Raw genomic sequence first — 25084 nt, forward strand, 5'->3', positions numbered from 1 at the left:
CCAATTCCCTTTTTCCCTAGTTCGCCTACCATGAACATTCGCTCATACCTCGCCGTCGTATTATCGTGCCTTGCTGCAATTTCAGTGCAGGCGGAAACCTTCGATTTCGAATCCAATACCACGCCAGCAACCGGAGGGTCGGGCGCCACCGTTCAACAAACCGTCAGTGGTGTCACGGTCACGCTCTCCGACAGCGATACGAGTCCCAACCTGTGGACCCTCACTGACGCTGGCGATGCCGGCGGCACCAACAGCTTCACCGCCATCATGAATGGCGCGCAGGCTAGCTACACCGTTACTTTCGACACTGCGGTCGACCTGACCTCGCTGGTTATGGTTGAGGTATTCGGCGGGCAGCCTTCCGGGAACTACACCTTTCATCAGACCGCAGGTTCGGGATCCAACGCGGACGTCGTTGTGTCCACCGACAGCCTGTCACCGGCGGGGACGGTTGGCCGATACGGAACCATTACTCTGAATTGGACCGGTGTCTCTGCGTTCACGGTCAGTCATAGCTCGGCCCCGATTGCCTTGGCCTTCGATACGATCATTTGGACGCCAGCCCAGAACCAAGCCTCACTCAGTCCTGGCGACATTGTTTTTGTCCGGTTTAACACCGACACACCAGACGGGTTTTCCTTTGTCCCAATGGTCGATATCCCGGCGGGTCAGTCATTTTACCTTACCGATCAGGGTTGGTTGGGGTCAGCTTGGCAGTCCAATTCCGAACCGCACTTCCGTTACACCGCGCCAGGCGGCGGCCTTTCCGCTGGCACCGTTGTCCACGTGGACGAAACCGCCACGGATGGCGTGCTGAGCATCACCGGCGGTGGCGGCACAATGACTCAGCTAAATGGCTCTAATTTCTCACTTTTAGCAGGCGATTCCATCCTCGCCTACACCAGTTCGACCGGCGTCGCCCCGACTTCTCCCAACTTTGTGGGTGGCGTCCACGGCGACTACAATTGGGCAGCCGGAAAATACGACCCGATCACCACCTGGAACGCCGTCAACAACACCGCCACCTCGGATTCCGCGCTTCCCACCGGTTTGGTTAACGGTGCGACTGCCATATCCCTATTCCCCAATCCAGCGCACCGCGCGGACGACGACCCCGAATATGATTCGGCCTACACCACCAACCTAGTTTCTACTCTGGGCTACTACGGCGAAAAGAACAATGCCCGCTACAAACTGGGGTCACTGACGAGCGGCACCCGCACCGAGTTACTCTACTCGCTCAACAACCCTGCCAACTGGGACAGCAATGACGGGTCCGCCTACGGCACCGGCGCCACCATCACCTCTCTCACCATCACCGACGATCCCTCGCCGGCCGTGCTCCCGCTCGGCAGCCCGCGCACGTCTCTTTATGCCGGCGACTTGACACTGGAGAGCTACGAAGTGCCTGCGGGCACCAACCGCGTTTTGCTGGTCTCTGCCGGTAATTCTGGATCAACCGACATCACGGGTGTTTCGTTTGGCGGCTCTGCCATGACCCAGGTCACCGAACGTGATGACGGCACCGCAGTGGATTCGATTTGGGTTCTCGCGCTGGGCGATTCCGCCTCCTCGACCACGGGCGATATCACTGTAACTCACGCCGGGAGCGGCGACATCCAGTTTATTCACGCCGAAGCATTTTCCGGCGCTGATCAATCAACGCCAACCTCCGGCGCGCAAACGAATCAGGCCACCACTGGCACCACCTCTTCTCTCACCGTTTCCAGCAACCCCGGCGATCTCGTCTTCGAGATCTTTGATGTCTACCGATCTGGCGGCGCGGCAACGCTCACGCCCTCCACTGCTCGGCCTCTCACCAGCTACAGCCGCCTGCCGCTCGGCAGTGGTTACGGCACCTACACCACCGCCATCAAACGCGGTGCCAGTTCAGTCCCCCTCGCTTGGACTCATAACGGCGGTGCCCTCCTCCACCTGGCGGTCAACATCCAACAAGCCTCCGGCAATGCCGCCCCGACGGACATCGCGCTAAGCGCCACGACGGTCAACCAATCCGCCGGCACCAACGCCACCGTCGGCACCCTCTCCACGACTGACGCTGACAGCGGTGACAGCCACACCTACACGCTGGTCGCCGGCACGGGCGATACGGACAACGCGTCCTTCAACATCAGTGGCACAACCTTGCGCGCCAACGACGCCGGGGCCCTCTCCCCCGGCGCCTACTCCGTCCGTATCCAAACCAGTGACGGCACCGACACCTTTGCAAAGGCGTTTACGCTTTCCGTCGCAGTGTCGCTCAGCTCTTCCCCAACGCTTAGCTTCACCCGGAACGGCACCGATATTTCCGGCGATGACATCGCAAGCGACGGCGAAGGCGGATCAAATCCGATCAGCGACATTGATATCCAAATTTTCCTCATCTCGGACACAAACGGCACCCTGGACACTCCTCTCAGTTGGCATGACAACACGTTTCTAGGAAGCACCGATGCCAGCTTCACCGGGTTGACCAACGATACCAACGCTGGGTCTAAGGGCTTCGCCATCAAATCCGCTGACGGCAGTGAGTTTAGACTCACCTCCTTTGACTACTATAACTGGGGAGACACGGAATCGACGACGATCTCCGTCATTGGCTACCGCGACGGCACACAGGTCGCCGCCACTTCGTTCGAAGGCTATGACCCCAGCTACAGTCCGCAGACGGTCACCCTCGACAGCACCTTCAGCAACGTCGACGAGGTCAGACTCTTTATTTCTGCCGGCGGCTACATCGGAGACCAGTCGGCCAGCCATCATTCTATCAATGATCTAGTGCTGGGCTCTCCAGTCGCCAACACCGCCCCGACGGACATCGCGCTGAATAGCACTACGGTCAACCAATCCGGCGGCACCAACGCCACGGTCGGCACCCTCTCCACGACCGACTCTGACAGCGGCGACAGCCACATCTACACATTGGTCGCCGGCACGGGCGACACGGACAACGCGTCCTTCAACATCAGTGGCACAAGCCTTCGCGCCAACAACGCCGCAGCCCTCTCCGCCGGTGCCTACTCGGTGCGCATCAACACCAACGACGGCACCGACAATTACGCCGAAGCCTTCTCCATCACCGTGGTCGACGACGTGGCCCCAGCCGCTCCCTCCACGCCCGATCTCGCCGCGGGCTCCGACAACGGCACCTCCAACACCGACAACATTACCACCGGCACCCAACCCACCTTCAACGGCACCGCCGAAGCCGGCGCCACCGTCACGCTCTACGACACCGATGGCACCACCGTGATTGGCACGGGCACCGCCACCGGCGGCAACTGGTCGATCCAGACTTCCGTCCTGAGCGAAGGTGACCACACCGTCACGGCCAAAGCCACCGACGCGGCCAACAACACCTCAAGCGCGTCCACCGGCCTGACCATCACCTTGGACAACACCGGCCCGGTCATCACCAGTTCGATCACGCCTACCCTCAACTACGGCACCGCTTCGACCTACACCCTCACCGCCAGCGGTGGCCCGGTCAGCTTTGTCGCCCCCACTGGCCTGCCCGCCGGCCTCTCGCTCAACCCCACCACCGGCGCCGTCACCGGCACCCCCACCGCCGTCGCCACCGCGACCGGTTATCCGGTGCTGGTCAGCGACACCGCCGGTAATACCACCGGTGGCTTTCTCTCCATCACGATCGCCCCGAAGCCGGTCACCCTCATCGGCATGGGCATCGCCTCCAAGGTCTACGACGGCAATACCGCCACTACCTACAACAGCACGCCGCTACTCGATGGCGCTCTGCTGAGTGACACCGTCGACTTTGACGAAAGCGGCGCGACCTTCACCTTCGCCTCAGCCGATGTGGGCACCGACATTCCCGTCACCGTTGCCGGCTTCACCCTCACCGGTGCCGACGCCGCCAACTACAGCCTCACCCAGCCGTCCGGCTTCACCGCCAACATCACCGCCAAAGCGCTGACCATCACCGGCGTCACCGCCACCGGCAAAATCTACGACGGCACCACCGACGCCACTTTGGACACCAGCTCGGCGGCCCTGGTCGGTGTGGTCAGCTCCGAGGACGTCAACCTCTACCCCAACGCCGCCACCGGCACCTTTGCCTCGGCCAATGTCGGCAACGGCATCGCCGTCACCGCCGCCAACTTCCAGTTGGCCGGCACCGCCATTGGCAACTACACCCTCACCCAACCCACCGGCCTCACCGCCAACATCACGGCCGCCCCGATCACCATCGCCGACGCCAGCGCCAACCCCAAGGCCTACGACGGCACCGCCGATGCCACCTTGGACCTGAGCGCGGTCACCCTCACCGGCAAGATCGGCAGCGATGACCTCTCGCTCAACACCGCGAGCCTCACCGCGAGCTTCCCCAGCGCCGACATCGGCGACGACCTCGCGGTCACGGTCTCCGGCTTGGCCTTGGACGGCACCGCCGCGGGTAACTACTCGCTCAGTCAACCCACCGGTCTCACCGCCAGTATCACTCCGGCGCCACTGTCCATCACCGGCATCACCGTCGACTCCAAGACCTACGACGCCACCACCGACGCCACCCTCACCGGCACCGCCGCGCTAAGTGGCATCGTCGGCTCCGAGGACGTCACCCTCGACGCGACCGCCGCGACCGCCAGCTTCACCACCAAGACCGTTGGTTCGGCCAAGGCCACCGCAGTTTCTGGTTACACCCTCACCGGAACCGACGCCGGCAACTACACCCTCACCCAGCCTTCTGGTCTCACTGCCGACATCACCGCAGCCGGTCTCACCGTCACCGGTGCCCTGGCTGAGAACAAGGTCTACGACACGACCACCGATGCCACCCTCGACCTCACCGGCGCCAGCTTGGTCGGCATCATCGGCTCCGACTCCGTCGGTCTGGAAACCTCCGGTCTGGCCGCCAGCTTCGGTGACAAGACCGTCGACACCGCCAAGGCTGTCACGGTCACCGGTCTTGCTCTCAGCAGCACCGACGCCGGCAACTACACCCTCACCCAGCCGACCGGCCTCACCGCCGACATCAACCCGGCCACCCTCACCGTCACGGGGGTCACCGCCGGCCACAAAACCTACGACGGCTCGGCCATCGCCGCCCTGTCCACTGGCAGCGCCGCCCTCCAGGGTATCCTGTCCTCGGATACGGTGGACCTCGACACCAGCGCCGCCGCCGGTGCCTTCGTCGACCCCAACGTGGGCGCGGGCATCACCGTCAACGTCTCCGGCCTCGCGTTGTCCAATACCGACGCCGACAACTACACGCTGACCCAACCCACCACCGCCGCCGACATCACCCCGGCACCACTCACCGTCACCGGCGTCACCGCCGTGGATAAAACCTACGACGGTTCCACCGATGCCACCCTCGGCGGTTCCGCCGTCCTCGTCGGCATCATCGGTTCGGATACGGTGAATCCCGTCACCACTGGCGCAGCCGGCACCTTTGCCAACGCCAACGTCGGCACCGGCAAAACCGTGACGGTCACCGGCATCACCCTCTCGGGCAGCCAGGCCGGTAACTACGCGGTGGTCCAACCCACCACCACGGCCGACATCACTGCCGCCCCGCTGACCGTCACCGGTGTCACCGCCACCACCAAAACCTACGACGGTTCCACCGACGCCACCCTCGATACCGGATCGGCCGCTCTCGACGGCGCCGTCTCCGGAGACGACGTCGGCCTGGACACCAGCGCGGCCACCGGCGCCTTCGCCGATGCCAACATCGGCACCGCCAAGTCGGTCACCGTCTCCGGTATCACCCTCACCGGCACCACTGCCACGAATTACGCCCTCACCCAGCCCACGCCCACCGCCGACATCACCGCGGCCGAGCTCACGGTCACCGGCGTCACCGCGGCCAATAAAGTCTACGACGGCAACAACACTGCCACCCTCGACACCGACTCCGCCGCCTTGGTGGGTGTGGTCGGCAGCGAGGATGTGACGCTCGATAAGACCGCCGCGGCCGGCGCCTTCGCCGACGCCAACGTAGCCACCGGTAAAGATGTCACCGTCAGCGGTCTCGCCCTCGCGGGCACCGCCACCGGCAACTACACCCTCACCCAGCCGGCCACCACGGCCGACATCACCGCTGCTGAACTGGGCCTCACCGGACTGGTCGCCGAAGACAAAGTCTACGACGCCACCACCGCTGCGACGATCGACTACAGCGCCTTGGGTTACACCGGCATCGTCGGCTCCGACGACGTGAGCCTCGACCAAGTCAGCGTCACCGCGACCTTTGCCGACAAAGCGGTCGGCACCGCCAAGGCTGTCACGCTCTCCGGCTCGACCCTCACCGGTGCGGCCGCCGGCAACTACAGCCTCACGGTGCCCACCGGGCTCATCGCCGACATCACCGCCGCCGAGCTCACTCTGCCGGGCCTGGCCATCACCACCAAAGCCTACGACGGCTCCACCGCCGCCACCCTCGACAGCTCCGGTGGCACGCTCACCGGTATCCAAGGCTCCGATACAGTTACGGCCGACTACACGGGCGTCACCGTCAGCTACGACACCGCCGATGTCGGCACCGGCAAGCCGATCACCCTGTCAGGGCTAGCCCTCAGCGGCACCGACGCGACCAACTACACCCTCACCGACCCGGTCCTCACCGGTGACATCACCGCGGTGCTGGTCACCGTCTCGGCCGATGCCATCAGCCGCGTCTACGGCGATGAAAACCCCGCGCTGACCTTCAGCTACGCGGGCTTCGTCAACGGCGAGGACGAGGCCGTCGTCACCGGCACCCCGGTGCTCACCACCGATGCCACGCGAACCAGCGCGATCGGCGACTACACGGTCTCGGTCGATGTGGCCGGCCTCTCGGCCACCAACTATGCCTTCGCCGGCCAAAACGCCGCCTTCACCATCACCCCGGGTTACCACTTCGGTGACACCGATCGCGACTACCACATCTCGCTCTCCGAGCTTTTGCGCATGGTAGAACTCTACAACACCCGCGAGGGCACGCGCCGCACCGGCGAATATCGTTCCAACGACGAGACGGTCGACAGATATGAACCGGGGCCGGGCACGCGCATATTGCCTCACACCGCCGACTCCAATGACGACGGTCAGCTCAGCCTGCTCGAGCTCACCCGCATCATCGAGCTCTACAACAGCCGTGTCGGTTCCACTCGCACCGGCGAATACCACTACAACCCGAACACCGAGGACGGCTTCGCCCCCGGCCCGGCCATGGTCCCCTGAACCCGGCACGTCACCACCAACCGGATACCACTATGAAACGCTTCGCTTTTACCGCGTTCCTGCTCACCGCCGCCACCCTCTTCGGTCTGAGCACCGCCGAGGTGCCCATGCCGGCGCCCATCCCCACGCCGACCGCCACGCTCACGCTCGGGGCTGACTCAGATGAAACCTTCACCAGCGGCGGCACGCTCACCTTCACCGCGACGGCCACCGATTACCCGGAAAACACCTCCGCGCTCGCCTGGGCCGTGACTCTGCCCGAAGGCTGGGCCTATGTCTCCGACGACGGTTCGGTCGATCTGTCGCCGTCCGTCGGCACCACCGACCTGTTGGAATGGGCTTACTTTAATGTGCCCACCGCCCCGGCGTCCTTCACCTTCACCGTCAGCTATCCGGCCGACGTGACGGTCGACACCGAGGTCACCGCCGAGGTCATTATCCGCACCGAAGACACCCCTGATGCCACCACCCTGCCGGTCGATCCGGTCGCGTTCACTCCGGCCCCCAGCTTGGACAATGGCATCACCTTCCCGGCCATCGGCACCAAACGCGCCAACGACCCGTCCTTCACCCTGGACGCCACGTCCCCCTCCGGTCTGCCCATCACCTACACCGTCGTCTCCGGGCCGGCCATGATCTCTGGCAACGTCGTCACCCTCACCGGTGCCACCGGCGCAGTCGTGATCCGCGCCGAACAGGGCGGCGACCTGTATTACGTGCCTGCCGACGCGGTCTCTCAGACCTTCAACGTCGTGCCCGCCGGTCCCCTGATCTACTTTGGCACCACCAGCGAAGGCACGGACTTTGCCGTGCAGATCCCCGCTGGTCAGACCACCGGCACCCTGTTTGGCACCATCGCCTCCACCGGTCAGTTTTACATCCTCACCTTCCAGGTGCAGAACAACAACACCGTCACCGCCATCTCCCTGCAGGTCCTCGGCAACCCGAGCACAGCAGCCGCTGCGCTCGCCTTCAACTCCCTGCGCAAGCGCACCGGCGCCGACCAGCCTCGCCAGAGTGCGGCCGACATGGCCTACACCTTCACCGGCTCAGTCGCCAACGGCACGCTCAACCTGCAAATCGCCGAACTGGGCATCACCCTCACCGGCACCCTCGAACCCGCCGATGGTCCCACCGCGCCCCTGGCCGGCCTCTACGAATCATCTTCGGTCAACTCTGCCAGCGGCACCGTCTCCTCCATCGTCGGCACCACCGGCAAGGTTTACGTGCTCGCGGTCACCCCGACCATCATCGGCGGCGGCGCCGGCACCATCGCCACCAACGGCTCCTTCAGTGTCACCACCGCGAATAACCTCACCATCAACGGCGCCGTTGATGCGGCGAGCACCACCGTCACTGGCACCATCGTGCTGCCCGACGGATCGACCGATGCCTTCGCGGGTCTCTCCACCGGCACCACCCGCACCGATCGCCTGGTAAACCTCTCTACCCGCGCCTACGTGAACGGCTCGCCGCTCATCACCGGCTTTGTCATCGGCGGTGACCAACCCAAACGTGTGCTCCTGCGCGCCGTCGGTCCCACCCTCGCCGACTACGGCATCGACAACCCCGTCGCCGATCCGCGCATCACCCTCTTCGACGCCGCCGGCTCCGAGCTCATGTCCTCCGACACGTGGTCCGATGACGCCAACGCCGCCATGGCCGCCACCGTCACCGGCGCCTTCCCGCTCCCCGAGGGCAGCCTCGACGCCGCCCTCGTCACCGAGCTCGCCCCCGGCGTCTACACCCTGCACGTCAACCACACCGGCGCAGGCGGCATCGCCATCGCCGAAATCTACGACGCCGCCGAGAATCCAAATTCTGAATACCAGCGCCTGGTCAACATCTCCTCCCGCGGTGACGTCACCAGCGGCGAAGGCGTGCTCATCGGCGGCTTCATCGTCACCGGCAACAGCCCCAAGCGTGTTCTCGTCCGCGGCATCGGCCCCGGCCTCGCCGCCCAAGGCGTCTCCGGTGTGCTCATGGACCCGCAGGTAAAGGTCTACAACGCCGACCGCCAGGTCGTCGCCGCCAACGATGATTGGCAGACCGCCACTCCGGTATTCGCCGGCCAACGCACCGCCACCGCGACCGAGATCACCACGGCCAACACCACCCTCGGCGCCTTCGCCCTCGCGGACGGTGCCGCCGACGCCGGCCTCATCGTCACCCTCGCCCCCGGCGCCTACACCGTGGAACTGAGCGCCAGCGCCGACGGCGAACAGGGCAACGCCCTCATCGAAATCTACGAACTGCCTGAGTAAACCGCTCCGCTCAACTCGGCGCCGCCGCGGTCAACCCTATACCGGGTTGACCGGCGGCATGAGGTTTCGTCGGTGGGCCGCCTGAAGGAGTTGCTCCAAGGACGCGTTCAAACGCTCGCTCGCTGCCGAGGGGCGTTTCGAACAGCTGAGCACATAGTGAGCGGTCTTGATCACGTTGCGCCACCGCGGTCGCTGCGGCAGCCGCTCCACATCGAGGTAGCGCTCGAGCGAGCGCGCCCGCAGGCGTCCGTCATCAATGTTGACCGCCCAGATGCCACTGGCCTCGGCCAACTCGATGGCCGACTTGCCGGTGTCCGCTTCCCAACATCCGATCGCATCCGTCATCACCCGCACGATCAGCGCCGGGAAATCAGCCGGGGCGCCCTCCGGCTCCAACTGCTGACTCAGCTTCGCCATCGCGCCTTCGAGTGACTCCAGCTCCTGCAACACCTCCGGACGCTTATCCATCAGCGCCGCGGGGAGTTCTTGGAATACCTCCGAGAGCCGACGTAGCCGAGCCCGGTGGACCTCGACCGACTTCATCCATTCCAGCGAACGCGGCGGAGTCACCGTTTCGTGCTCGCGGTCGGTCCGCGCCCTAAAACTGAACAGCCACGCTTCCTCGCCCAAGTCCAACTCGGCGCGCCACATTTGCCCGGACCATGACTCGCCTGCCCCGGTCCGCAGCGTGACCGCCTGCGCAACGTCCGCGTCAGTCCCGCGCTCGGGCGGGGGCCAATCGGCTGCGTCCCCCGATTCGCTCAGCTCGCGCCACGACATGCCCTCCAAGGCGTCCACCGCGTAACCCAGGGTCTCCGCCAGCGCCGGACTGGCGTAGGTGATCGTGCCCTGCCCATCCACCACCAGCGAGGCCTCCTTGGACCGCTCCAGAATTTGCAGCAAGCGATGTTCCGAGGCTTTCAGCACGTCTTCCGTTTGGCGGAAGTGCTGCACGCGTTCGGCCAGCCGCTCGTTCTCCCGCAGCACCCCGGTCGCCCGCAGTTGCGCCAACTGGCTCTTGATGCGCGCCAACAACTCTTCGCGATAGAACGGTTTGCTCAGGTAGTCGTTTGCCCCGGCCCGCAAGCCCCGCACCAGGTCCTCCATCTGCCCCTTCGCCGTCAGGATGATGACCGGCAATTCCGCCGACGTATGGGACTCCCGGATACGCTGACACGTTTCGTAGCCATCCATCCGCGGCATCATCAAATCCAACAGCACCAAATCCGGTCGCTCGGTCTCGAGCACCTCCAGCGCCTGGATTCCATCCATGGCCGAGACGACCCGGTAACGCTCCCGCTGCAGCTGGCTGCGCAGCAACTCGATATTCAGCGGCTCATCGTCGACCACCAAAATCAACGCGCTTTCCTCCGCCCCGGCCGCCGCCTCCACCGAAAAAGGCGACGTGCTGATCGAAGGCGCAGCCTCTCCCCGCCCCACGATCAACAACGGCGGCGGACTGACCGCCACCGCGGCCGCTGGGACCTGTCCCTGCGCCACGGGCAGAGTGAACGCGAAAGTCGACCCGCGACCATGTTCGCTTTCCAACGTGAGTTGGCTGCCGTGCAATCGCACCAGCTGCTGACTGATCGCGAGCCCCAACCCCGTGCCGCCATAGTTGCGGGAGATCGACCCGTCGGCCTGCACAAACGGCTGGAAAACCTCCGCCTGCTTGTCGGGCGCGATTCCGATACCCGTATCACTCACTCGGATGCGGATTTGGGTTCCCTCCGCTGTGGCTGATACCGTGACGGAGCCTTGATGGGTGAACTTGATCGCGTTTCCGACCAAGTTGAAGAGCACCTGCTGAACACGATCTTCGTCGGCGTGCACCATCATCGGAGCCGCCGGCAGCTCGCTCCGCAGCACGACGGGTTTCACCCCGATGGCCGTTTCCGTGAGCCGACAGGCCAGACGGATCGGGCCCCGCAAATCGAAGTCCCGCTGATTCAGACGCAGGTCCTGATTCTTCATCCGCGAAAAGTCGAGGATGTCGCCCACCAGATGAGACAGCCGTTGCGCGCTCGTGATGATGAGATCGAGGTTACGCCGCTGTTCGGCCGAACTCAGCGGCGCCGCATCGTCTTCCATCGTTTGGCACAGCCCGATGATTCCATGCAGCGGTGTGCGCAGTTCGTGCGAGGTATTGGCCAGAAAATCATCCTTCAGCTGCGACGCCCGCTGGAGCTCTCCCACCAAGGTATCCTGAATCTCCAGCTTCTCCGCCTGGATGCGTTCCTTCTCCAAGCGCAGCACCTTGTAACGACTGGTGAAACCAAAAGAGAAAAACAGTGCTTCGGCCCATCCGCCCGCCAGCGAATAGAAATCGAGTCCGTTGATCGGGGCCTCGCCGTAGGCAAGGCGGATGTTGTTGAACAACGCACTCAGTAGCATCGCCCCACCGCCCATCAACGCATACCGCGCCGGTTCATAGCCCTGCCGCGTCCGCAGCACCGACGCGGTCACCCCGACGGTCAACGCCAGCACCAAGCATAGCAAACTCGCTTGGATCTGCACCCCGTAGGGGAATAGCCACGACACCAACACGCCGCCCGCCAAGGCATAGGTGCCCCAGCGCAGCACCCGGTCCATACGCGGCAGAGCTTGCCGTGAATCGAGCACGGCCCGAAAAGCCTGGAGCAGAAACAGACTCGCCAACAACCACACCCGCGGCAGCTCGTTGTTCACCGGATAGGACCAATTCCCCCACAGATAGTAGTTCCCCCAGCCACTCACCATCAGGTAACCCATGATCGCCGAGAGCACCATCAAGGTGTAATGGAGGTGCCCCATCTCGCGCAGGACGATCGCTTGAAAAATACCGTAAGCCGCCAGGATCCCGAGCAGCCCGTAGGTGATCCCCCACAACGCGTGCTCCGATTGAATGCCTTGGAGAAATCCCGCCGGTTGATACAGCACCAGCGGCACCACCATCGCCCCACCGTGGGACTGCACCCGCAGGTAGAAGGTCCGCTCGGTCCCCGACGGCACCTCCACCGGGAACACAAAATGCGGATGCGCTATCGGCCGGTCCGACAGCGGCAACACATCCCCCACCCGCTGCACCGTATAACTTCCGTCGCGCTGCGGCTGGAAGAAATCGATCTGGTCCATGGTCGAAAACGGATAATCCAGCAGCCACTCCGTCCGCACTCCGCCCGGGTTCGAAAGACTGAACCGAATCCAATAAACCGCATTCGTGAACCCCCGACTCAGCAGACGCTTCGCCACGGGCTCAAAGCGCACCCGCTGCTCGGGCGACCTGACGTCTTCCAGGCTCAGCTGACCCTCGACATCGATCAGCACCTCACTATGCGGCCCCAGCAAAACCCCATCGGCGGCCGTGGTTAAATCCAGCGCTGGAGTTTGGGCCTGTCCGGCGACCGGCAAGAGCGACCAAAAGAATACAAACCAAACAAACGGCGCGCATCGCCGACAAAATCCGAGGAGGGGCATGAGTAGCGTAACGATGCTGCGAAAATTGGTGGCGGCTTAACGCAGGCAAGAAATTGCTCCGCAATGGCCAAAGGTTTGCGCAAAAACCGACCTCGTCGCGCACATTGCAATGTGATGGCGTGGAAATAGTTGGGGAACAACTTGCCACGCAATATCTGCACAGGAGGATCGCCCCCCGCATGAAATGGAAAACCGGTTTAGTCAGCCTCTGGATCGCGGGAGCCGCCCCCCTTGTCGGGCAATCGCTACCCGCGACCGAACTGGCTTCCCTTGAAGTGACCGCCCGCCAACACGGCCACTCCACCGCCACCCTGCCGGCCAGCCTGCAGTCCTTCGATGAGGCCTTTCTGCACGACTTTGGTCTCGACTCGCTGAGTCGCACGCTGGCCTTCGTGCCCGGCGCCTCCGTGCAGGAACAGAGTGCGCTCTTCCCGGGATTCTCGATCCGCGGCATCACCTCGGACGAAGGCGACGCCTTCTTCACGCCCCGGGTTTCGGTCTTCCAAGACGGTATCGCCATTTCGGATACCCGCGGCGCGCTGGTCGAGTTGTTCGACCTCCAGGGCGTCGAAGTGCTGAAAGGCCCGCAGAGCGTGCAGTTTGGCCGCTCCGCCAGTTCCGGCGCGATTCACCTGCTCCAAAACCAACCCGAGTTCGCCCACTCCGGCTCGCTGTCGGTCGGCGCTGGCCACCTCGACGCGATCGAAGTCACCGCCGTCGCCAACCTGGAACTCGTCCCCGATCAACTGACCAACCGCTTCGCCCTTCGTCGCGTTCGCCACGACGGCTACGTCGAAAATCTCGCCGGCGGTGACCTCTTCGCTCAAGACACGCTGGCGCTACGCAACTCCCTGCGTTGGCGACCCTCCGCCCGCTGGGACCTCACCCTCGTCGGCAACTACCAGAAGGACACGCCCTCCGCCGTCGCCTTCAAACAACTCCGCTTTCCCACCATCGAAGGTTTCACCGGTCCCTTCGGCGCGCCCCAACTCAACCGCGCCGAGGCCCTGCACAACTCTCGCGAGATCGCCAGCCTCGCCCTCACGGCCACCGGACAGCTCGGCGACGCCCTCACCCTCACCAGCATCACCGGCTGGCGTCGCTTCAACACCCGCCGCGAACTCGACGCCGATGGCTCCCAAGCCCTCGCCTTTGAACTCACCGACTTCGGCCATCACCGCCAATACAGCCAGGAGCTGCGCCTCGACTACGCGCCACCCGAAGTTCCATGGCGCGCCATGATCGGCGCCGAAGCCTACTGGAGTGAACGCCGCATCGAGGATGTCTTTCTCACCAACGAGCAGGAGTTCTGGCCCCTGCTGCGCCCACTCCTGCGCCGCAACCTCAGCGACCGCGTGCGCCTCGGCCTCATCGACGCCGGCGTGGCCCCCGACCTCGCCGCCGCACAGGCCACTGGTCTCGCCCAACTCGCCCTGCCCGCGGCCGAGGATGTTCCCATGATCGCCGCCGATGGCACGGTCCAGCGGGTGACTCACCTGCCGTTGAGCCTCGCCAACTTGCAATTTGCGCCGCCGCCCCTGAGCGGCTTCGCCGGCCTCGCCGGGCTGCCTCTCTCGAACAGCCTCCACCACGAAAGCTACGTCAACGAGAGTGACCGCGCCATCCGCGATCTCTTCGGCAGCTTCACTTGGGCCGCGCCGTCCGGGCTCGAGTTCGACCTCGGTGCCCGGTGGAGCGCGGAGGACATCGAAACCCGTTACCACGTCGATCCCGGCAACACCCCCAGCGTGCTCGGCTTCATCCCCATCGTCACCGAACAGCCGGCCTACCCCAACGCCTTCTTCCCGGTCCAATCCGAACAGACCGCAACCGAGACCGTCCACTCCGTCACCGGCCAAGCCAGCGTGTCCTACGCCTGGACCGACCGCCAACGCACCTACTTCACGGTCTCGCGCGGCGTGCGTCCGCCCGTGCTGCGCATCGACGAGAACGGCTTCACGCGCTTACAGCCCGAGCGACTCCAGCACTACGAACTGGGCTACAAGGGGCGTTTCTGGGACGAGCGCCTCCAGCTCGACGCCGCGCTCTTCGCCCTCACTTACGAGAATTTCCAAACCTTCGAAGTCGAGAACGCCCGCCGCCGCACGGTCGACGCCGGCCGGGCTCAATCTCGCGGGGTTGAACTGACCGCTCAGAGCCAGCTCACGCCGACGCTCTGGGGCATCCTGAGCTACGGCTACACCCGCTTCCGGTTCAACGACACCGGCACGGCCGGCGGCACTCAGCTCTTCGCCGGCAACACCTCCCGGCTCACGCCCGAGCAAACCGCCTCCGTCGGTCTGCGGTGGACGCGCCCCACGAGCTGGGGCACCTGGACTTTCAGTCCGGCTTGGACCTGGCAAAGCCGGGTCTATTTCGAAAACAGCAACGACCCCGCACTGATGCAATCTGCTTACGGCTTGGCCACCGCCCAGCTCTACTGGAACCGCGAGGCCTGGCAGGTCACCGCCTGGATCGAAAACGCCTTCGACGAGGCTTACCTACTCGACGCTGGCAACATCGGCAACGACCTCGGCGTGCCCACCTACGTGCCCGGCCCCGGCCGCCGCTTCGGCCTGCGGCTCACGCGGACGTTCTAAGCGTCCGCTCGAATGATGCATTTTGCCCACCGCCAAACTGCGCCCGATAGCCTAGGGTGTTTAACTCATTACGTTTAGGGCTAAGCACTTAGCCCATTTGTTCCCGATTTATACCCGGGATTCCAGTTGAGCGTCGCCGCCATTCCGCAGAGCTAGCGGGCAATAACGCGTTCTCTCGTGGCCACCTTCCGATCGCCGCAATCCCGGGCCGTCGTCCACGACGCAGCCTGGCCGGGACCAACCAACCGCCACGCACGACCCTCGCCACCTGCACTCTCCTCCCGGATCCACCGACTTCCGATCTGCCCCCCCCGCAATCCGCTTTCCCGACAACACCTTTCCGATGCACTTCTCTCTTACCGGTCTCCTCTCCTGCTTGCGCCGCCCGGCACTCCCGTTCATCGCCACCGCCGCGCTCTTCGCCACGATCCTCCCCGGTCGAGCCAACGCCCAAACAGACCCTTATGTCTTCGCTTATCAAACGGAATTCTACGTCGAGGGCGGTTACCAGGTGCTGATCTATGGATTCAACTTGGCCAACGCGACTTCGGTCCGGATCGGGGACTTCGAAGGCACGATTCTCACGGATTCCGACACCCCCAATTCCGATCAATATCTGAACTGCGTATTCTACTACGACAACGCCCCGGCCCACATCGAGTTTCCCTACTTTAACCAATACATCTATGTAGAGACCGAGACTGGTTCCGGCCAATCGTTCTACGCCATCTTCGCCATCCCCCTGCCACTAGATTCCCCCCCCGAAATCACGGTTTCCGGCAATGAAATCGAAATCCCCTCCGGCGACACCACCCCGTCGCTCGAGGACCATTCCGACTTCGGCGAACAGGCCGTTTCCAGCGGTTCCGTCGCGCGAACCTACAGCATTCGCAACGTTAGCTACTTCTCTATCACGTTGGACGGAACGCCCACCGTCGCCCTGAGCGGCGATCATTCGGGTGACTTTGAAGTGGTTGCTCAACCCTCGGATACCGAACTCTCCCGCAATGAGATCGTCTCCTTCACCGTCCTCTTCGATCCCTCCGAGGTTGGACTGAGAACCGCCACGATCTCCATCGATTACGGCGATGTTGACGGGACACCATTCTCCTTCGCGATCCAGGGCACCGGCACAGGTGCCTCAAACTCGGTCTCTTCAGTCACGACTCCCGCCGATGGCACTTACAAGGCTGGCGACACCCTCTCCTTCACCGTGAATTACAGCGGACCGGTCGATGTCACCGGCACGCCGTTGCTCGACTTCACCCTCGGCACCGCCGAACGCTCAGCCAGCTACACCGCCGGCTCCGGCACTGCCTCCCTTACCTTCACCTACACCATTGCCCAAGGCGACGACACCACCGCCGGCCTCTCTGTGTCGTCCTCCCTCGACCTGAACGACGGCTCCATCGCATCGAGCGGCGAAACCGCCACGGTCAGCCTCGACCTCCCCGCCACCGACCCGGCCTCAGTGGTCGTCGATACGATCGCCCCGTCGGCTCCCTCGGCCCCAATTCTGAACGGCGTCTCCGACTCCGGGCCTCCGCCGCCTGACGGCGTGACGAGCTTCACTTCACTCATCTTCACTGGCACGGCCGAGAGTGGCACCGTCGTGAAGCTTTATGATACCGACGGCACTACGGAGATCGGATCTGTTACTGCCTCCAACGGTTTCTGGTCGATCACCACGTCCCCCCTCAGCGAGGGAGACCACACCGTCACCGCGCGCGCCATCGATGCCGCGGGCAACGTATCCGCCGCATCCGGCTCGCGGACGGTTACCGTCGACCTCACTCCGCCGCAGCTGATCAGTGCAACGACCATCGAGCTAAACGTCGGAGCGGTTTCCCTCTATACCTTCAGAACCCCCGACCGCCGGACCACCTACACCATCGACGAAGCCTTGCCGGCAGGACTTTCTCTAACTGGCGCGAACGGTGCGTTGACCGGGACCCCTACCGCCGAAGGGACCTTTAACGTCACGGTCAATATGACGGACGGTGCGGGCCACTCAGGCAGCGAAACCGTCACCATCAACATCGGTCCTCCTGATACGGTGGCCCCTAGGGTTGTTTCGGTCGCGCTGGAAGGTGATCCCCAACCCGGCGCTCAGGAGATCACCTACAAAGTCGTATTTTCCGAGCCGGTTCTCAATGTGAACCTCGAAGACTTCGACATCGATCGCCTCTCCGGCTTCGCCGTTGGATTCATCACTCAAGCAATCGAAAACGACGACCACACTGAGGTGCTGGTGCGCGCGACTTTGAACGGCAACCTCTACGGCGAACACCCTGGCAACATGGTGCTGTCTTTCGACGAGGATCGACTCAACATCACTGACCGCTCAGGTAATCCCCTAGCCGATTACGACGAATCCACCGTCCCCAGCTTTACCAGCAACCTCACCGTCGAAACGACCACTGGCGAGGTCAGCCTGATTTTGGATGCAGATGACATTCCAGACTCTGCCCCCTTCCAGTTGAATACCGCGTCCCTCGGATTGCTGATCCCGCAGATCCCGCAGATCTACCCCGATAGGAATCCGGTTCGTCTCAAATTCACCTTCTCGGGGCTGAACCTGAATGAGCCAATGCATACCCCTCCCCCGCAGATGCAGTGGGCGAATATGCCGTTTACCTGCGACTTGCTGGTGCTGCCCAATGACAGTGCCGAATACAAGCGGGTTGTGACTTTCACAGGGACCTTCACCTTGGGAGCACAACCGATCTTAACTCCCGGGGACACTGGCATCTCATACTCCGCCAATCTCCTGAACTTCCAGGCAATTACCGCGTCGGAATCAAAGATCGGTAACGTCAATACGTTCCTTCTCACGTTCAAGTTGAACCTGGCGTCGGTCGGTATAGTGAACTCGCTGAACATCACGGAGTGGGCGCGGATCCGTTACCCCGTTTCGCCGATTCGTATCAATGAAGTCAAATACCGTGAAGACGGATCCGACCTCGTGGAATTTCTCGAATTTTACGACGGCGGAATCGGCAATACCACGACCCGCTACGTCGACTTCTACTTCGATTATTACCTCCCGGACGGCCCGATCGACATCGTCACCAACGACGAAGGCTATTTCGTGGTTGGCCAGAGCAGTGTCGCCAATGTGGATAATACGCTCTTCGACGTAGTATCTATCAACGGCAGCACTCTCCGGACGGTATTCTCCGCCGACAATCCCTCCGGAAACAACATCCTGCTCGAGTATGTCGGCGAACTCTATCCCCTGCCGGTAAGCCAGAGCTACAGCCTCCAGAAGGCCGCCTACACGAACGCAGTGGAAAGCTCTGGAGTCGATTTCTACCTCGCCCCTCCCACGCCTGGAGCTCCCAACTCAATCTTCGTAAGCGGAGATCAGTTCGGTTTGCCGGAAAACTCCACCACAGCATCCTTTGACGTGGATGCTTTTGGTGGGGACCCCGAGGACATTGAGGCCGGTGTCACCTACGCCATCACCGGCGGCGCAGACGCGGCCGCGTTCTCCATCAACACCACGACCGGTGTCGTCTCGCTCACGACGTCCCTCGACTTCGAGCAACCATCCGACGCCGATACCGACAACGTTTACGTGCTTGAAGTGACCGCCTCCCGTGCCGCACCGCTGAGCGATACCCACACCCAAACGATTAGCGTCACCGTCACCGACGTCGACGACACCGCTCCGGACGCGCCGTCGGATCTCGCTCTCACCGCCGCCAGCGACAGCGGCACCTCCGACACCGACCGTATCACCAACGACACGACACCGACCTTCACCGGCACCGCCGAGGCCGGTTCGACCGTTCGCCTCTACGATACCGATGGCACCACCGAACTCGGTTCCGCCACCGCCACCGATGGCACGTGGTCCATCACGGCGTCCGCCCTCACCGATGGGATCCACACGGTGTCCGCCACCGCGACGGATGCTGCCGGCAACACCTCCGATGCTTCGTCCGGTCTGAGCCTCACCATCGATACCGCCGGCCCCACGATCTCCAACCTCAGTCTCGCCAGCCTGACCTACGGCCAGGAGGTCAACTATGAGATCATGGCCGCCGGCGCGATCGGCTTTGGGGCGACTTCGGCTCTCCCCACCGGCACCAGCTTGAATCCGACCACCGGCGCCCTCTCCGGCGCCCCCACCGCCGTGGGTAACCTGACCTCGACCTTCGAGGTCAGTGACGCCGCCGGCAACACTGCCGAACGCTCCATCACCTTCACCGTCAATCCGGCGTCACTCTCCATCACCGGTCTGACCGCCGCCAACAAAACCTACGACGGCACCACTTCCACCACCCTCAGTGGCAGCGCCAGTTTGGTCGGTGTCATCGGCTCCGATGAAGTGCAGCTCGACGGCACCGCCGCCCTCGCCGACTTCGTTTCGCCTACTGTCGGCACGGCCAAAACCGTATCCGTCGCAGGCTTCACCCTCACCGGCATCGCCGCGGCCAACTACAGCCTGAACCAACCCACCGGTCTCACCGCCGACATCACCGTCCAGACGCTCACCGTCACGGGCATCGTCGCGGAAGACAAAGCCTACGACCGTTCGGTTACTGCCACCCTCGACGTCGACGCCGCTGAGTTGGTCGGCGTGATTGACTCCGACGAGGTTGAACTCCTCACCGGCAACGCCGAGGGGACCTTCGCCTCCTACCTGGTCGGCACCGACATCGCCGTGTCCATCGGCGGACTCGGCCTCACCGGCCCCGACGCGGGCAACTATGCCCTCACCCTGCCCTCCACGGTCGCCGACATCACCCCGGCCCCCGCGTGGTTCCAAGGTATCGTGGCGGAAAACAAGACCTACGACGGCTCTGAAATCGCTACCCTCAACACCTCCAACGGACTCATCTACGGCATCGCCACCGAAGATGGTTTTGACGTCTCCGTCGACGAAAGCGCGGTTACCGTGACCTTTGCCGACGCCAATATCGGCACCGACAAACCCGTCACCGTTTCCGGCTACGCTCTCACCGGTGCTGCCGCGGCCAACTACGCGCTCGAACAGCCGTCCGATCTCACCGCCGACATCACCCCGGCGGAACTCTCGATCACTGGCGTCACCGCCGCCAACAAGACCTACGACAGCACGACCGCCGTCACCCTCAACGCCGATACCCCCGCGCTTGTTGGCATCGTCGACGACGAAGACGTCACCCTTGCGGGCACCGCCGCCGGCGCATTCGCCGACGCCGACATCGGCACCGCCAAGCCGATCATCATCACCGGCTACAGCCTCGCCGGCGAAGACATCGCCAACTACGTCCTCAGCGAAACCGTCGTCACCGCCAACATCACTCCCGCCGAGATTTCACTCTCGGGATTGATCGCCACCAATCGTCCCTACGACGCCACCATCCACGCACCGATCGATGACACGGAACTGCAGCTCATCGGCGTGCAAGGCTCCGACGAAATCGGTCTCGATACCTCCGCCTTCACCGCCTCGTTCAACGATGCCGACGTGGGCGACGGCAAAGCCGTGATCCTCGACGGTCTCGCCCTCACCGGTTCGGCCGCCGGTAACTACACGCTCACCTACCCGTCCGATCTCGCCGCGAGCATTCTGCCGGCGCAGATCTCCGTGGAAGGCGTAGTCGCCCGCAACAAGGTTTACGATGGCAGCTCCGTCGCCTCCGCCGACTTCAGTTCCATCAGCCTGACCGGCATTATTGGCTCCGAGGACGTGCTGCTCAACTCCGCCAGTGCCACCGCCATCTTTGATGCGCCGATGGTGGGGGCCGATCGCACCGTCACCTTCTCCGGCCTGTTCCTGGATGGACGCGATTCACCTAACTACGTTCTCGTCTCTCCGGCCACCACCGCCGACATCACCCCGGCCACGCTAACCGTCTCCGGCGTCACCGCCACGACCAAGACCTACGACGCCACCACCACCGCGAGTCTCAGCTTTGAGACCGCAACGCTCAACGGCATCGTCCCGGGTGACGACGTTGCCCTGGTCACGTCATCCGCCACCGGCACCTTCGGCAGCGCCACCCTCGGCAGCGACCTCACCGTCTCTGTCACCGGCCTCTCCCTTATTGGCAGCGACGCCGGCAACTACCTGCTCACCGCGCCCACCGCCACCGCCAGCATCACCGCCGCCGAACTCACCCTTCCCGGTCTCGTGGTCGGCGACAAAACCTACGACGCCACCACCACCGCTTCGCTCGCCGGCTCCGACTTCGGCCTGACCGGCATCCAAGGCGACGATGATGTGCAACTCACCGACGGCACCGCCACCGCGACATTCGCCGATAAGCAGGTGGGCACCGGCAAACCCATCACCGTCAACGCCACCCTCACCGGCGCCGACGCGGCCAACTACACGCTCACCCTGCCCTCCGAGCTCACCGCCGACATCGCGCCGGCCGAACTCACCCTGCCCGGGCTGGCTATCACCGCCAAGACCTACGACGGCACTACGTCCGCCACCCTCGACAGCTCCGCGGGTAGCCTCACCGGCATCCAAGGCGATGACGACGTCGCGGCCGACTACAGCGGCGTCATCGCGACCTACGACACCGCCATCGTTGGCACCGCCAAATCCGTCGACCTCTCCGGTCTCGATCTCACTGGGACCGACGCCTCCAACTACACGCTCACCGCGCCTACGCTCACCGGCGACGTCACCGCTGCCCTGATCACCGTATCCGCCGATAAGATACGACGGCCCTACGGCGACCCGAACCCGTCCCTCACTTTCACCTACTCCGGCTTCGTGACCGGCGAGGACGAAAGTGTGGTCTCCGGTGAACCCGTGCTCGCGACCGATGCCACCCGCGTCAGCGCCATCGGTAGCTACGACATCACCATTGAGGTGACGCCCCTCTCCGCCACGAACTACGTCTTCACCGGCGAGGGATCTGGCCTCACCATCACCCCCGGTTACCACTTCGCCGATACCGATCGCGACTACACCATCGGTCTCTCCGAACTCCTGCGCGTCATCGAACTCTACAACTACCGCGAGGGCTCCCGTCGTCTCGGTGCCTATCGCTCCAACGACGACAACACCGATCGCTACGAGCAAGGCGACGGTGATCGAATACTACCACACACCGCGGACACCAACGCCGACGGCCAACTGAGCCTCCTGGAGCTCACCCGCGTTATCGAACTCTACAACACCCGCGACGGCGCCACTCGCACCGGCACCTACCACTACGTCGGCGACTCCGAAGACGGTTTCGCCCCCGGCCCGGACCGCGAATGAACCCTCGATCAGGAATCCTCATCATGAAACGCCTCTCCCTGCTCCCGTTCCTGCTCAGCGCGGTCCTGGCCTTCGCCGATACTTCGGTCGATCAACCCACCACGCCCACCGCTACCTTGGAACTCACCGCCGATTCGCCCAACACCTCCACCGGCGGCGGCACCCTCACCTTCACCGCCAGCGCGGCCGACTACCCGGCCGATACCACCGCCATCGCCTGGGCGGTCACCATCCCGGCCGGTTGGACTTACGCCGGCGGTGACAACGAGCCCAGCATCACGCCGACCCGCGGTGACCTCGTGCTCCTGGAATGGGCCTATATCAACATTCCGGATACGGACGCGGTCTTCACCTTCTCGGTCGATTACCCGGCCGACATCCTCGACGAAAGCACGATCACCGCCGAGGTGATCGTGCGCGCCGCCTCCGCCTCCGACTACGCCGTGCTCGACGTCGATCCGTTGTCCTTCGACCCCGCGCCTTATCTCGATCAGCCCATCAGCTTCCCGGCGATCGCCACCAAGCGCGCCAACGACGCCAGCTTCCAACTGAGCGCCACCTCGCCTTCCGGACTGCCCATCACCTACACCGTGGTCTCCGGTCCCGCGCTCATTTCCGGCAACACCGTCACCCTCACCGGCGCGACCGGCACCGTCGTCATCCGCGCCAACCAAGGTGGTGACCTCTACTACAAGCCCGCCACCACCGCCACGCAGTCCTTCGAAGTCGTGCAATCGGGCTCCTTGGTTTACTTTGGCCAATCCAGCGACGGCACCGAATTCGCCGCCGAGATCCCCGCCGGCGACAAAGCCGGCACCGTCCTCGGCTTCATCGAATCGATCGGCCAATACTACATCCTCACCTTCCGCGTGGCCGCCGATGACTCGATCATCGTGGTCGACCTGCAGATCGTGGACAACCCGGTCATCGACGCGACCACCCTCGCGCAATACTCCCTGCGCCGCCGCGCGGCCGGCGACGAACCGGCCGCCGACGAGCACACCTACACCTTCACCGGCACCCTCAACGGCAGCGTGCTCAACCTGCAAATCGCCGAGCTGGGCATCACCATGACCGCGCAGGTCGAACCCGCCGAAGGTCCTACCGCCAACCTCGCCGGCCTCTACGAGGCGTCCTCACTCAACTCCGCCAACGGCACCACCTCCTCCATCGTCGGCACCACCGGCAAGGTCTACGTGCTCGCCGTCACCCCGACCATCGTCACCGGTGGATCCGGCACCATCGCCAGCGCCGGCACCTTCGACTTTAGCACCAACGAATCTCTGCGCATCGTCGGTAACGTCGACGCCCCCAGCACCTCCGTCACGGGCACCTTGGTCTTCTCCGACGGCAGCGAAGATCCCTTCGCCGGTCTCTCCACCGAAACCGTGCGCACGGACCGCATGATCAACCTCTCTACCCGCGCCTACGTGAACGGCTCGCCGCTCATCACCGGCTTCGTCATCGGCGGTGATCAACCCAAACGCGTGCTCCTGCGCGCCGTCGGTCCCACCCTCGCCGACTACGGCATCGACAACCCGGTCGCCGATCCGCGCATCACCCTCTTCGACGCCGCCGGCTCCGAGCTCATGTCCTCCGACACCTGGTCCGATGACGCCAACGCCGCCATGGCCGCCACCGTCACCGGCGCCTTCCCGCTACCCGAGGGCAGCCTCGACGCCGCCCTCGTCACCGAACTCGCCCCGGGCGTCTACACCCTGCACGTCAACCACACCGGCGCGGGTGGCATCGCCATCGCCGAAATCTACGACGCGGCCGAGAATCCAAATTCTGAATACCAACGCCTCGTTAACATCTCCTCCCGCGGTGATGTCACCGGCGGCGAAGGCGTGCTCATCGGCGGGTTCATCGTCACCGGCAACAGCCCCAAGCGTGTCCTCGTCCGCGGCATCGGCCCCGGCCTCGCTGCCCAAGGCGTCTCCGGTGTGCTCATGGACCCGCAGGTAAAGGTCTACAACGCCGACCGCCAGGTCGTCGCCGCCAACGACAACTGGCAGACCGCTACCCCGGTCTTCGCCGGCCAACGCACCGCCACCGCGACCGAGATCACCACAGCCAACAGCACCCTCGGCGCCTTCGCCCTCGCAGACGGTGCATCCGACGCCGGGCTCATCGTCACCCTCGCCCCCGGCGCTTACACCGTGGAACTGAGCGCCAGCGCCGCCACCACCGACGCCCAAGGCAACGCCCTCATCGAAATCTACGAACTGCCCGAGTAAACCGCTCCGCCCCCCTGCGCTGTTGCCGCTCTTCCTTCAGCCCCGGTCGCCCCGTGCGCACCGGGGCTTTTTACGCTTAACCCGCCGAACTATTTTCTCTCACGCGATTTCATCACGCTCGGT

6 protein-coding genes are annotated in these 25084 nt (G+C 63.9%); 5 read left to right on the forward strand and 1 reads right to left on the reverse strand.

Annotated elements, in window-relative coordinates:
* Positions 1-30: 30 nt before the first annotated feature.
* Both K1X11_RS04580 and K1X11_RS04585 read left to right on the forward strand, forming a co-directional pair.
* Positions 31-7185, forward strand: coding sequence for a beta strand repeat-containing protein (locus K1X11_RS04580; RefSeq protein WP_221031769.1), 7155 nt, complete (start codon positions 31-33; stop codon positions 7183-7185).
* 32 nt (positions 7186-7217) lie between these two features.
* On the forward strand, positions 7218-9449 hold the full coding sequence (locus tag K1X11_RS04585) for an autotransporter outer membrane beta-barrel domain-containing protein (protein WP_221031770.1): 2232 nt from the start codon (positions 7218-7220) through the stop codon (positions 9447-9449).
* 36 nt (positions 9450-9485) lie between these two features.
* Here the strand turns inward: K1X11_RS04585 and K1X11_RS04590 are convergent, their stop codons facing one another.
* Positions 9486-12905, reverse strand: coding sequence for a 7TM-DISM domain-containing protein (locus tag K1X11_RS04590; protein WP_221031771.1), 3420 nt, complete (start codon positions 12903-12905; stop codon positions 9486-9488).
* A gap of 179 nt (positions 12906-13084) precedes the next feature.
* On the opposite strand from K1X11_RS04590, the gene K1X11_RS04595 reads away from it, so the two are divergent.
* The 3 genes from K1X11_RS04595 (at position 13085) to K1X11_RS04605 (ending at position 24961) form a co-directional block, all read left to right on the forward strand.
* Positions 13085-15505 (forward strand): TonB-dependent receptor, encoded by a 2421-nt coding sequence (locus K1X11_RS04595; RefSeq protein WP_221031772.1) that lies wholly within the window; start codon positions 13085-13087, stop codon positions 15503-15505.
* Positions 15506-15848: 343 nt separating this feature from the next.
* Positions 15849-22721, forward strand: coding sequence for a YDG domain-containing protein (locus K1X11_RS04600; RefSeq protein ID WP_221031773.1), 6873 nt, complete (start codon positions 15849-15851; stop codon positions 22719-22721).
* A 23-nt stretch (positions 22722-22744) separates the two neighbouring features.
* A complete protein-coding gene (locus tag K1X11_RS04605) occupies positions 22745-24961 on the forward strand; it encodes a hypothetical protein (protein ID WP_221031774.1) in 2217 nt (738 codons plus the stop codon).
* Positions 24962-25084 lie beyond the last annotated feature (123 nt).

Origin of the sequence: Actomonas aquatica, assembly GCF_019679435.2 — a bacterium.
In the GTDB taxonomy this organism is placed as follows: Bacteria; Verrucomicrobiota; Verrucomicrobiia; order Opitutales; family Opitutaceae; genus Actomonas; species Actomonas aquatica.